The organism is Pseudogemmatithrix spongiicola (assembly GCF_030623445.1).
Lineage (GTDB): Bacteria > Gemmatimonadota > Gemmatimonadetes > Gemmatimonadales > Gemmatimonadaceae > Pseudogemmatithrix > Pseudogemmatithrix spongiicola.
Genome location: NZ_CP130613.1, coordinates 3,022,996 through 3,035,212 on the forward strand (window position 1 = coordinate 3,022,996; position 12,217 = coordinate 3,035,212).

Below are 12,217 nucleotides of genomic sequence, written 5' to 3' on the forward strand. Positions count from 1 at the left end.
CGTGACGTTCTCCTACCACATCGCCTCGACCCAAGACGACGCACTGCGCCGCATCGCGGACGCCGGCGTGTTGCCCGTCGCCGGCGGCACGGACCTGGTGCCGTGTACCGAAGAGGGGATCCTCGCGCCCACGCTCGTGGTCGATATCCGGCGCATCCCCGCTCTCCGCGACATCAGCGCGACGGCTGGGGGCCTGCGCATCGGCGCCGCGGCGACGATCGCCGAACTCGCGGCGCACGACGCGATTCGGGCACGGTTCCCGGTGCTCGCCGAGGCCTGCGGGAGCGTCGGCACCCCGGCGCTGCGGAACAGCGGCAGCCTCGGCGGCAACCTGGTGCAGCGGCACCACTGCTGGTACTTCCGGCGTGGCGTGGGCTGCTTCAAGCGCGGCGGCACGCAGTGCGCGGCGGTGGAGGGCGAGCATCAGTATCACGGGATCGTCGCCGATGGCACCTGTCGCGCCGTGCATCCGTCGGATCCTGCGGTCGCGTTGCTGGCCCTCGACGCGCGGGTGGAGATCGTCCGCGCCGACGGCCGCGTCCGGCACGTCGACATCGCCGCCCTGTACGACGGTGCCTCGCGCGACCCGCTCAAGGAGGCGCAGCTCGAGCCCGGCGAGCTGATCGTCGCCGTGCACTTGCCCGCGATCGGAGCCGCAGGCGCGCAGCATTGGGAGAAGGTCATGCAGCGCGGCGCCTGGGATTTTGCGTTGGTCTCCGTCGCGGCCTGTCGCCGCACGGACGGCAGCGTGCGCATGGCCATGGGCGGACTCGGCCTGGCGCCCTGGCGCGTCCCGGACAGCATCGAGGAAGACGTGGCGAGCGGCGGTTTGGACGAGGATTCCATCGACGCGCTGGTCGAGCGCGCGTTCTACGACATGGAACCGCTGTCCGGCAACGACTACAAGCGCGTGATGGGGCAGGGCGTGCTCAAGCGCGCCATCCAGGCGATCTCCGCGGACTGAACGTCGGCGCAGGTCGCGGTCGCAGCACGCGGCAGCGGGACGCGACCCCGTCGCGGCCACCACAGCGTTCAATCCTTTTCGATGCCGCGGGTGTCGAAACCCCGGGGAACCGCAGCCGCGTAGTCCCCGTGTGACCTTCACCCGAGCGCTTCGCATGTCCCGCATTCTCCGCGCGTCCGCCGCCGCGATGCTCGCCGTCGCTGCGATCGCCCCGACCCTCAGCGCCCAACGCGGCGCGCCGGTACGCCGCGTCATCTCGATTGGACAGCACCCTCGCGTCGACGGGATTCGCCTCAACTACCGTGACCGCGAGCTCGAACTGGTCAACGGCATGAACCTGACGCTGTGGGCGCCGCACGAGGGCTACATCGGTGGCCGCGTGAACGGCGTCGCGGTGGGCCTGCCGCTTACGGCCGTTGGCGATATCACCGGTCTCTCGCTTGGCGTCTTTGGTGTCGGCGCCGAGGATGACATGCGCGGCATCGGTGTGGCGGGCGTCGGCTTGGGGGCGGGTGGTTCGGTGCGCGGCATCCATGTGGCGGGCATCGGCATCGGCGCGGGCAACGACTTGCGCGGCCTCGCGGCGGGCGGCATCGGCGTCGGCGCGGGCGGTGACATCCGCGGCGCGGCGGTGGGCCTGATCGGCGCAGCGGCGGGCGGCTCCGTCCGTGGCATCACCGTGGGCGGCGTCGGCGCCGGCGCGGGCGGCAATGTGCGGGGCCTCATGGTCGGCGGCATCGGCGCAGGGGCCGGTGGCAACGTGCGAGGGGCAGTGGTCGGCGGCATCGGCGCCGGGGTCGGCGGCGACCTGCGCGGCTTGGCGTACGGCACGATCGGCGTCGGCGCGGGCGGCTCGATCCGCGGCATCACGGTTGCCGGCGTCGGGGCAGGCGCCGGCGGGTCGATCCGCGGACTGACGCTCGCGGGCGTCGGCGTGGGCTCGGGTGGTTCGATCCGCGGCATCACGGTGGGTGGCGTCGGCGTAGGCGCCGGCGGCGACATCAACGGCATCACCGGCTCAGTGATCGGCGTCGGCTCGGGCGGCACCGTGCGCTGGGTGACCGTGGCCGGACTCGGCCTCGGCGCGCCGCGCATCGAAGGATTCGCCGCCGCGACCATGGTGGGTGCCGAACGCACCCACGGCGTCGTGATCGCGCCCGCGTTGTTCCGCACCGAACGCGGCGGCCGCATGACGGGCGCCAGCCTGTCGTCCATCAACGCCATCCGCGGCGACCAACACGGCCTTTCGATCGGCCTCGTCAACTACACGCGTCGCCTGCGCGGCATGCAGCTCGGCGTGATCAACATCGTCAGCGAGCGCGAAGGCCTGGGCAAGGTGCTGCCGATCGTGAACTTCGGGCGCGAGTAGCACCCTCGCGCCAACGGAACTCCTCGTGGGGACGTAAGCTTGAAGTCTCGTCCCCCAGAGGAGAATCCCATGCGTGGCCTTGTCACCCTTGCCCTGATCGGCGCCCTCGCGGTGCCGGAGTTGTCCGCCCAGGTCGTGCCCTTCCAGGAGTGGCCGATCGAATGGGGCGGACGCCCGCGTGACCCGTACGTCGCGCAGGATGGCATCGTGTATTTCGCCGGCCAAGCCGGCAACTACGTCGGCCGTCTCGATCCGCGTACCGGCCAGACCCGGCGCTACGAGTTGCCGCCGAACACGAACCCGCACACCGTCGTGGCGGGGCCGGACAACCACATCTGGATCGCCGGGAACCGCAACGCCACCATCGGCCGCCTGAATCCGGCCAGCGGCGACATCCGCTGGTACCAGATGGGCGATTCGACGGTGCGCGATCCGCACACGATGGTCTTCGACCGCAACGGCAATCTCTGGTTCACGGCGCAGAACTCCGGCGTCGTCGGCCACATGAACGTGCAGTCGGGCGCGATCCGCTTCGTGCGCGTCGGCCCGAACACGCGGCCGTACGGCATCGAGCTCAATTCGCGCGGCGAAGTGTGGTTCAACCTGTTCGGCACCAACAAGATCGGCCGCATCAACCCGCAGACGTACGAGCTGACCACCTACGACTTGCCGCATGAGCGTGCGCGCGGCCGTCGCATCGCCATCACGCCGGACGACGTGGTCTGGTACACCGACTACACGCGCGGCATGCTCGGCCGCGTCGACCCGCGCACGGGCCGCGTGACGGAGATCCCGCTGCCCGGCGGTGCCGCTTCGCTCCCGTACGGCATGGGCAGCGACGACAAGGGCCGCATCTGGGTGACGGAAAGCGGCACCAAGGGCGCGATCCTGCAGGGCTACGATCCCGGCACGGGCCGCTTCTTCGGGCGCACGCTGATCGGCCGCGAAGACAACAACACGATCCGCCACATGATGTTCGACCGTCGCACCGGGCTGCTGTGGTTCGGCACCGACCAGGGGACGATCGGGCGGGCGGAAGTGAGCCGCGCGCAGACGGCGATGTGAAAAGTGCAGTTGGAAGTTGGGAGTTGTGAGTAGAGAGAGGGCCCGCACCGACGGTTCGGTGCGGGCCCTCTTTCAACTACCAACTCTCAACTCGTAACTGCAGTTATCAGCTCCACCGCCACCCAAAGATCCCCGCCGTCACCAGCGCGTAGGCAATCGCATCCATCGCGATCAGCCCGTAGCTCTTCCACGGCCGCCCAAACCACACCGAGTCCGGAATCTGGCCGAGTGCGTAGGCCATGAAGGTGATCGTGCCCGTCACCCGGAACACGGCGAGGTAGTCGGCGTCGGACGCCACCGTATGCGACGCGACGTACCCCACGAAGACCGCGACCACGAGATTGTGCACGAAGCTCATCGCCAGCATCGGACCCATCGGCCGCATGCCGTTGGGCATGACGGTGAGGAAGCCCACCGGGCCGCGTGCCATCCGCGCCTGCCATTCGGGGTCCTTCATGCCCTCCTGCGTGGTGAAGGGCATCATGTAGAGCCCGGGCGTCGGCGCCGCCTTGCCGAGCGCTTCGAGGACCGCGGGCTCGCCGCTCAGTCCGCGCCATTCGTTGTTGTGGAAGGGCACCACGGTGTGGAACAGCGCCGAGAGGATGAAGACCGCGACGGCAGACAGCAGGATCGGGAGCCACAGCTCAGCCAAGAACTGCACGGATACCTCCGGGGGGGAAGGTGCGACGGCGTCCGAACGGAGCGCCGCCGCCACTAACGTCTGGCTCCCGGGACCGCCGCGCAATATCCTTTGCCTCAATGCAGTTGCCGATTCCCGGGCAGTCCGAGGCCCTGCTGCGCGCCATCCGCGTGTCGCAGGCCGTCAATCGCGTCCGCCAGATGCCAACCGTGTTCGTCGCCAACCCGCTGTTGGCGGTGTTCATCGCGTTGTCGTACTGGGAGCGGGCCGACCACCTGTCGTTGGTGGTCTTCGTGGCCGTGATGGTCGTGCTCTGGACCCCGGCGGCCCTCAGTTGGCGGCGCCTGCGCAAGCTGCCGCGCCCGGTCGACGTGAGCCCGCGCAACGAGATGCGCGCCCTGATCTTCTCGGCGATCGCCGGTACGCTCTGGGCGATTGCCGCCTGGGTGCTGTATCCCGTCGGCGGCACCGAAGAGAAGGCGATGCTGGTGATGATGATGTCCGGGCTCTGCGCCGGCTCCGTCGCGTTCTTCTCGTCGTCGCCGGTGGCGTCCATGCTGTTCTTCCTGCCCCTGATGTGCGCGCTCATGGTGCAGGTCGTGCGCTACGACACCGCCGCGCAGCCCGTGCTGCCGACCGCCGTCGGCGTGTTCACGCTCTGCGCCATGCTCTTCACCCGGACCAGCTGGTTCCAGTTCGTGGAGAGCGTGCGCATCCTCGTCGAGCGCGACGAGGCCCTGAAGGCTGCGCGGGCCAATCGCAGCGAGCTCGAAACCACGCTTGCGCAGATGCAGGACCTCGCGATGGTGGACCAGCTCACCGGGCTGAAGAACCGCCGCGCGTTCTTCGACGACGCCGAACCCAGCATCTCGGCCAGCCGCCGCCGCGGCCAGCCGGTGACGGTCGCGGTGATCGACCTCGACCACTTCAAGTCGATCAACGACACCTACGGCCACGCGGTCGGCGATGTCGTCCTGCGCGAGGCCGCCCGCCGCATCGACGAGAGCTCGCGCGAAGAGCACGTCGTCGGACGCTTCGGCGGCGAGGAGTTCGTGATGTTGTTGCCGTTCACGACGGCCCAGCAGGCCCTCAACGCCATCGAGCGTGTGCGCAAGGAGATGTCGCGCGAGCCGATCGTGGTGCCGGACGGCCCCACGCTCACGCTGACGATGAGCGCCGGCATCGCCCCGCTCGAGCAGGAGATGCCCATCACCGTCGCCATCGACCACGCCGACAAGGCGATGTACCGCGCCAAGAATCTCGGACGCGATCGCGTTGAGGTCTTCGGCGTCTAGCGTGGAACCGGCCGCGCTCTTCAACGCTTTATAGCGCAACGGCTTACCTACGGCACTGGCCGCGGCAATATCCGGGCAAATCGACGAAATCAGCCTTCCGTCGGCCGCAAAATCCGACTAACTTTATTGGCTATCTCGTCCCACCCTCGCACCGCACAAATATGAGCTCCTCCATCGAGGCTCTCGTCAATAAGGAGTACCAGTACGGCTTCGTGACCGACGTCGAGTCGGACACGATCCCCGCTGGCCTCACCGAAGACACGGTCCGCGCCATCTCCGCGAAGAAGGACGAACCGGAATGGTTGCTGGAATGGCGCCTGAAGGCCTTCCGTCGTTGGCAGACGATGACGGAGCCGCGCTGGCCCAACGTGAAGTACGACGTCATCGACTACCAGGCGCAGACCTACTATTCCGCGCCGAAGTCGGTGAAGCCCAAGCAGTCGCTCGACGAAGTCGACCCCGAGCTGCTCAAGACCTACGAGAAGCTCGGCATCTCGCTCACCGAGCAGAAGCGTCTCCAGGGCATCGCCGTGGACGCGATCTTCGACTCCGTCTCGGTCGGCACGACGATGAAGACCGAGCTCGAGAAGGTCGGCGTGATCTTCTGCAGCTTCGGCGAGGCGGTGCACAACCACCCCGAGCTGGTGCAGAAGTACCTCGGCTCCGTGGTGCCCTACTCGGACAACTTCTTCGCCGCGCTGAACTCGGCGGTGTTCTCCGACGGCAGCTTCGTGTACGTGCCGAAGGGCGTGAAGTGCCCGCTGGAACTCTCGACGTATTTCCGCATCAACGCCGCGAACACCGGCCAGTTCGAGCGCACGCTCATCGTCGCCGATGAAGGCGCCTCGGTCAGCTACCTCGAGGGCTGCACGGCCCCGAAGCGCGACGAGCACCAGCTGCACGCCGCGGTCGTGGAGATCGTCGCGCTGGACAACTCCACCGTGAAGTACTCGACGGTGCAGAACTGGTATGCCGGCGACGCCGACGGCAAGGGCGGCATCTACAACTTCGTCACCAAGCGCGGCAAGGCGTTCACCAACGCCAAGATCTCGTGGACGCAGGTCGAGACGGGCTCGGCGATCACCTGGAAGTATCCCTCGGTGATCCTCCAGGGCGACAACTCGGTGGGCGAGTTCTACTCGGTGGCCGTGGTGAACGGCGCCCAGCAGGCCGACACCGGCACGAAGATGATCCACATCGGCCGCAACACGAAGTCGACGATCATCTCGAAGGGCATCAGCGCCGGTCGCGGGCAGAACTCGTACCGCGGCCAGGTGAAGGTGCTGCCGAAGGCCGAGGGCGCGCGCAACTACACGCAGTGCGACTCGATGCTGATCGGCAACAAGTGCGGGGCGCACACCTTCCCGTACATCGAGATCGCCAACAACTCGGCCACGCTCGAGCACGAGGCGTCGACCTCGAAGATCGGCGAAGACCAGATCTTCTACTGCAAGGCGCGCGGGCTGAACGCCGAGCATGCGATCTCGCTGATCGTCGCCGGCTTCTGCAAGGAAGTGTTCAAGGAGCTGCCGATGGAGTTCGCGCTCGAGGCGCAGCAGCTGCTGGGCATCTCGCTGGAAGGATCGGTCGGATAACGGCAGTTGCGAGTTGGAAGTTGGGAGTAGAAAGCCAACGTCCAACAACGCGCCGCGACCCGACTCTCCCAACTGCCAACTACCAACTCACCACTGCGGTTCATACACGAATGCTGAAGATCACGAACCTCCATGCTTCCGCCGGCGACAAGGAGATCCTCAAGGGGATCTCGCTCGAGATCAAGCCGGGCGAAGTCCACGCCATCATGGGCCCCAACGGCTCCGGCAAGTCCACGCTCGCGCAGGTGATCGCCGGGCACCCGGGCTATGAAGTCACCGCGGGTTCCATCGAGTACCTCGGCGAGGACCTCCTCGAGCTCGAGAGCGAGGAGCGCGCGCAGAAGGGCGTCTTCCTGGCCTTCCAGTATCCGGTCGAGATCCCGGGCGTGACCAACGCCTACTTCCTGCGCGCCGCGTACAACGAGCTGCGCAAGGCGAACGGCGAGCCGGAGGTCGATCCGATCGAGTTCCTCGACATCATGGAAGAGAAGCTCAAGATCGTCGAGATGGACCCGTCGATGATGCAGCGCTCCGTCAACGCCGGCTTTTCGGGCGGCGAGAAGAAGCGCAACGAGATCCTCCAGATGGCCGTGCTCGAGCCGAAGCTCGCGGTGCTCGACGAGACGGACTCCGGCCTCGACATCGACGCCCTGCGCATCGTCGCCGAAGGCGTGAACAAGCTGAAGAAGCCGACCAACGCGACGGTCGTCGTGACGCACTACCAGCGCCTGCTCAACTACATCGTGCCGGACTTCGTGCACGTGCTCGCCGGCGGCCGCATCGTGAAGAGCGGCGGCAAGGAGCTGGCCCTCGAACTCGAGGCCAAGGGCTACGACTGGCTGCTCGAGCCGGCGGGAGTCTGAGCGTGACCACTCCGTACGTCGAGCAGTTCGAGGCCGCCGCGGAGGCCGCCGCCAAGGATGCCCCATCCTGGCTGCCGGCGCTGCGCAAGAAGGCCTTCGAGCGCTTCACCACCCTCGGCTTCCCGACCACGCGTGACGAGGACTGGCATTTCACGTCCGTCACGCCGATCGCCGAGCGCACGTTCAAGGCCATCAAGCCGGCCACGACGACGCTGACGCTCTCCGACCTCGAGGCCTACCTCGTGGATCCGGAGTGGCATCGCCTGGTGTTCGTGAATGGCAAGCTCGAGCCGGCGCTCTCGCAGTTCGCCGGCCTCCCGGCCGACGTGCAGCTCGCGCCGCTATCGGAAGTGCTCAAGGAGGAGCCGGACTGGGCCAAGCGGCATCTCGGCTCGCTGGCCGCCTTCGACAAGGCCGCCTTCACGGCGATGAACACGGCCTTCATGCAGGACGGCGTCGTGCTCCGCGTGCCGAAGGGCGAGGTCGTGGACGTGCCGATCCACATCCTGCACGTGACCGATGCGAACGCCGCCGGTGCGGCGATCCATCCGCGCCTGCTGGTCGTCGCCGAGGCGCTCTCGAGCGTGATGCTCGTCGAGCAGTACGTCGGGCTCGGCAGCGTGAGCTACCTGGTGAACGCGGTGGCCGAGATCGTCGTCGGCAACGGGGCGCGCGTGGACCACTACAAGGTGCAGAACGAGAGCACCGAGGCTTTCCACGTCGGCACGGCGCAGGTCACGCAGGGCCGCGACTCAATCTACCACTCGTTCTCGTTTGCCTCGGGCGCGGCGCTGTCGCGCACGAACATCTACACCAAGCTCGCCGACACCAACAGCGAGGCGCGTCTCAACGGCCTCTACCTGCTGGATGGCTCGCAGCATGGCGACCACCAGACCTTCGTCGAGCATCTCGCCGAAGCCTGCGCCAGCCGCGAGCTCTACTGTGGCGTGCTCGACGGCCAGAGCCACGGCGTCTTCAACGGCAAGGTCTACGTGGACCCGATCGCGCAGAAGACGGACGGCAAGCAGACCAACAAGGCGCTGCTGCTCTCGCCGCAGGCGCGGGTGGACACCAAGCCGCAACTCGAGATCTTCGCCGACGACGTGAAGTGCACGCACGGCGCGACGGTCGGCCGCATCGACGAGATGGCGCTGTTCTACCTCAAGAGCCGCGGCATCGGTGGGGAGTCGGCGCGGGCGCTGCTGACCTACGCCTTCGCCGCCGAGGCGCTGGAGACGATCGAGATCGATGCGCTGCGCATCGCGCTGGAGCAGCGCGTGTTCGAGCGCTTCACGCACACCCAGCTGGTGTAAGGCACACGGCCATGGCTGACGCCACGCTCGACGCGCTGTACCAGGAAGTCATCCTCGACCACAATCGCCGGCCGCGGAACTTCCATCCCATGGAGCACGCCTCGTGCTCGGCGGATGGCAAGAACCCGAACTGCGGCGACCAGCTCACCGTGTGGTTGAAGGTCGAGGACGAGCGGGTGTCTGACATCTCCTTCCAGGGCCAGGGCTGTGCGATCTCCAAGGCCTCGGCGTCGATGATGACCGAGGCGCTCAAGGGCAAGAGCCGCGCGGACGCCGTGCAGCTGTACGACAAGGTGCACAAGCTGGTCACTGGCGAGGACCTCACGATCGCGAAGGACAGGGAGCTCGGGTCGCTGCGCGCGCTGGGTGGCGTGAGCAAGTTCCCGATGCGCGTGAAGTGCGCCTCGCTGGCCTGGCATGCGATGAAGGCCGCGCTGGACGGCACGGCGGTGGTGAGCACCGAGGGACCGGAAGACGCCCGGAGCGCATCGTGAGCGACGGTGCTCCGGCATCGGTAGGCAGTGGTGACGCAGCGGCGCCTGAGGGCGCCGTTTTGCTCGGCGGCATCACGGCGGACGAGGTCCAACCGCTGCAGTTGTACCGGGCGACGATGCCGAACGGCACGGCGCTGTGCGTCGGCGTGCACGAGGGACGATTCTTCGCCGTGAAGGATTACTGTCCACACGCGGAATTCCCGCTCAGCGAGGGCACCCTGTACGCGAACGGCGAGCTGGAGTGCTGTTGGCACGGCGCGCGATTCGCCTGCGCGAGCGGCAAGGTGCTGCGCGGACCGGCGGAGTCCGATCTCGTGCGGTTCGAGGTCTTTGCGGTGAATGGCGACCTTTACGTGCGGCGTGGAACGGCGCCGCTGCAGTCAGGAGGGGCAGCATGAGGGCATCGACGCCCGTCAGTCTCGCCAAGCGGACGGATTTCCCGCTCTTGGCCGCGCAGCCTGGGCTCGTGTACCTGGATTCTGCAGCGACGTCGCAGAAGCCGAAGGCCGTCCTCGATGCGATCCAGCGCTACTACGAGACGGAGAATGCGAATCCGCATCGCGGCGCGTATGCGCTGAGCGCGGCGGCGACCGAGGCGTACCATCAGGCGCGCGAGCGCGTCGCGCGCTTCATCGGCGTCGCGGATGCCGACACGTTGATCTTCGTGCGCGGCACCACCGAGGGACTCAACCTCGTGGCGTCGACCTGGGGCCGCGCGAACGTGAAGGCCGGCGACAACGTCGTCGTGACCCGGATGGAGCATCACGCGAACTTCGTGCCGTGGCAGCAGCTGTGCCTCGCCGCGGGCGCGGAGTTCCGGATCGTCGAGCTCGACGCCGCGGGCGGCGTGGACCTCGCGATGATGGCGCGGCTCGTCGATGCGAAGACGAAGGTCGTCGCGTTCGGGCAGGTCTCCAATGCGCTCGGGACGATCAACCCCGTGGCGGAGTTCGTGAAGATCGCGCGCGCGCAGGCGCCGCAGGCGCTGGTCGTGTGTGACGGTGCGCAGGGCGTGCCGCACCTGCGCGTCTCCGTCGATGCCATGGGCGTCGACGTGTACGCATTCAGCGGCCACAAGGTCGGCGGGCCGATGGGCTCGGGCGCGGTCGTGGTGCGTCGGCCGATCCTGGAGAAGATGCCGCCGTATCATTTCGGCGGCGACATGATCGAGTGGGTCAACGACCGTGACTCGACGTGGAACGTGCTGCCGCATCGCTTCGAGGCAGGCACGCCGAACGTCGAGGCGGCGGTCGGGCTCGCGGCGGCCTGCGACTACCTCGAGTCGCTCGGCATGGACGCCGTGCGCGAGCATGAGCTGTTGCTCACTACGGCGGCGATGCGCGCGCTCTCGGAGATCGACGGCGTCACGCTGTTCGGCACGCCGACCGCCGAGGGGCGCTCGGGTGTGGTAAGCTTCGCGGTGGCGGACGTGCATCCGCACGACGTGGCCACGATGCTCGATGCCGCGGGGGTCTGTGTGCGCGCCGGGCACCACTGCGCGCAGCCGCTGATGCGCACGCTTGGCGCGGCGGCGACGACGCGGGCGAGCTTCTGGGTGTACAACACGCTCGAGGATGTGGACGCGCTGGTGCGCGCGGTGCGGGCGGCGCGGGAGCGGTTCGGGGCCTGAACGCGCGCCGCTACGGCGCGCGCAGGGAGAACGGCTCCGCCCAGCGCGGCATGCCGATGCGTGCCGTGTAGAGGCACAACGAACAGCCCTCGACGAGGGTGTACGGCAGCGTGTCTACGCGCGACGATTCGGTTGCTGGTCGGAACGGTCGCAGCGCGGTGAGCGGGGTGTACTCCCCGTCATCGCTCCAGAACGACCCGACGAAAACCACGCTGATGGTGTCGGCCATGAACGACCCGAGGCCGTGTACCGCCACCGGTCTGTCCAGTCGTACCATGTAGCGCGACGTGGGCCATCGAAAGCGTGTGTTGACTCGCTCCGGCACCGAGGCCACACGTCGGCCGGTGCGCTTGGCCGCGATTCGCGCGGCCTCTTCGGGAGACGGCAGCTCGGTGTGCTCTCCGGCAATCGGAATCCCGGCCACCAGCACGTTGGCGAGGTCCCCAAAGGCCTCCGACTCCACCATGATCTCTTCGATCGGCACGCTGACGTACAGCGTGCGTCGTCCATCGGGGCCACAGAAGACCATCTCGTAGCGGCCGCCCACCTCCTGGCGCACGAGATGCTGCGGCGTCATCATCGCGACTTCGTACGCCGATGCCGAGTACAGAATGGGACCGCAGCGCTCTAACCGGCCGATGTCAATCGCCGCGCCGCGCCGCATCTGCCACTGGATGAGGTATTCGGCCGCTTGGCTCGCGATGGCCCGTCGTGCGAGGGAATCCGCGTCGCTGCGGCTGCGCGGGTTGATGTACCCTGCCTCCGGCTGCTGCAGCGGGAACATCCCGCGCGCATCAAGCTGTGCCGCGACTTCCGGTGTGAGCAGCGCCGGGTTTATGCCCGCATCCGCCGCTGTCGGCGCGTCGTCCACACAGGCGGCGACCCACAGCGCAACGGCGGCACACACGAACGATCGATGTCGAGGCATGCCCCACGCTACGTCCGGCGAGGCCGCGATGCCAACGGGTGCCCTAGGTGTCGGTTCTAAA

The 12,217-nt window shown here is 67.7% G+C and carries 12 protein-coding genes; 10 read left to right on the forward strand and 2 right to left on the reverse strand.

Translation table 11 applies throughout. The features are described 5' to 3' along the window. Position 1: 1 nt before the first annotated feature. The 3 genes from Strain318_RS13880 to Strain318_RS13890 all read left to right on the forward strand — a co-directional run bounded on the left by Strain318_RS13880 (position 2) and on the right by Strain318_RS13890 (position 3,398). Entirely contained in the window at positions 2-964 is a 963-nt protein-coding gene (locus tag Strain318_RS13880) for an FAD binding domain-containing protein (RefSeq protein ID WP_367886294.1), read from the forward strand. A 154-nt stretch (positions 965-1,118) separates the two neighbouring features. Further along, positions 1,119-2,333 (forward strand): hypothetical protein, encoded by a 1,215-nt coding sequence (locus Strain318_RS13885; RefSeq protein WP_367886295.1) that lies wholly within the window; start codon positions 1,119-1,121, stop codon positions 2,331-2,333. Positions 2,334-2,402: 69 nt separating this feature from the next. Further along, the gene (locus Strain318_RS13890) at positions 2,403-3,398 is read left to right on the forward strand and encodes a Vgb family protein (RefSeq protein ID WP_367886296.1); all 996 of its coding nucleotides are present in this window, start codon (positions 2,403-2,405) and stop codon (positions 3,396-3,398) included. A gap of 106 nt (positions 3,399-3,504) precedes the next feature. On the opposite strand, the gene Strain318_RS13895 is transcribed toward Strain318_RS13890, so the two are convergent. Further along, positions 3,505-4,059: a hypothetical protein gene (locus Strain318_RS13895; protein WP_367886297.1), complete on the reverse strand. Its 555-nt coding sequence runs from the start codon at positions 4,057-4,059 to the stop codon at positions 3,505-3,507. A 98-nt stretch (positions 4,060-4,157) separates the two neighbouring features. Here Strain318_RS13895 and Strain318_RS13900 point away from each other — a divergent pair, with 98 nt between their 5' ends. From Strain318_RS13900 to Strain318_RS13930, 7 genes are all read left to right on the forward strand, one after another. Then, positions 4,158-5,333, forward strand: coding sequence for a GGDEF domain-containing protein (locus Strain318_RS13900; protein ID WP_367886298.1), 1,176 nt, complete (start codon positions 4,158-4,160; stop codon positions 5,331-5,333). A 161-nt stretch (positions 5,334-5,494) separates the two neighbouring features. Beyond that, on the forward strand, positions 5,495-6,928 hold the full coding sequence (gene sufB, locus Strain318_RS13905) for a Fe-S cluster assembly protein SufB (protein WP_367886299.1): 1,434 nt from the start codon (positions 5,495-5,497) through the stop codon (positions 6,926-6,928). Positions 6,929-7,038: 110 nt separating this feature from the next. After that, positions 7,039-7,791 carry a Fe-S cluster assembly ATPase SufC gene (gene sufC / locus Strain318_RS13910; RefSeq protein WP_367886300.1) on the forward strand — a complete coding sequence of 251 codons (753 nt, stop codon included), beginning with the start codon at positions 7,039-7,041 and terminating at the stop codon, positions 7,789-7,791. Between the two features lie 2 nt (positions 7,792-7,793). Next, positions 7,794-9,104, forward strand: a complete 1,311-nt coding sequence (gene sufD / locus Strain318_RS13915) for a Fe-S cluster assembly protein SufD (RefSeq protein WP_367886301.1) — start codon at positions 7,794-7,796, stop codon at positions 9,102-9,104. 11 nt (positions 9,105-9,115) lie between these two features. Continuing rightward, positions 9,116-9,598, forward strand: coding sequence for a Fe-S cluster assembly sulfur transfer protein SufU (gene sufU, locus Strain318_RS13920; RefSeq protein WP_367886302.1), 483 nt, complete (start codon positions 9,116-9,118; stop codon positions 9,596-9,598). Further along, positions 9,595-9,996 carry a Rieske (2Fe-2S) protein gene (locus Strain318_RS13925; protein ID WP_367886303.1) on the forward strand — a complete coding sequence of 134 codons (402 nt, stop codon included), beginning with the start codon at positions 9,595-9,597 and terminating at the stop codon, positions 9,994-9,996. The genes sufU and Strain318_RS13925 overlap by 4 nt, the downstream gene beginning before the upstream one ends. Beyond that, complete coding sequence (locus Strain318_RS13930) at positions 9,993-11,228, forward strand: aminotransferase class V-fold PLP-dependent enzyme (protein ID WP_367886304.1); 1,236 nt, start codon at positions 9,993-9,995, stop codon at positions 11,226-11,228. Before Strain318_RS13925 ends, Strain318_RS13930 begins: the two co-directional genes overlap by 4 nt. Positions 11,229-11,238: 10 nt before the next feature. Here the strand turns inward: Strain318_RS13930 and Strain318_RS13935 are convergent, their stop codons facing one another. After that, complete coding sequence (locus tag Strain318_RS13935; protein ID WP_367886305.1) at positions 11,239-12,156, reverse strand: hypothetical protein; 918 nt, start codon at positions 12,154-12,156, stop codon at positions 11,239-11,241. Positions 12,157-12,217: the final 61 nt, after the last annotated feature.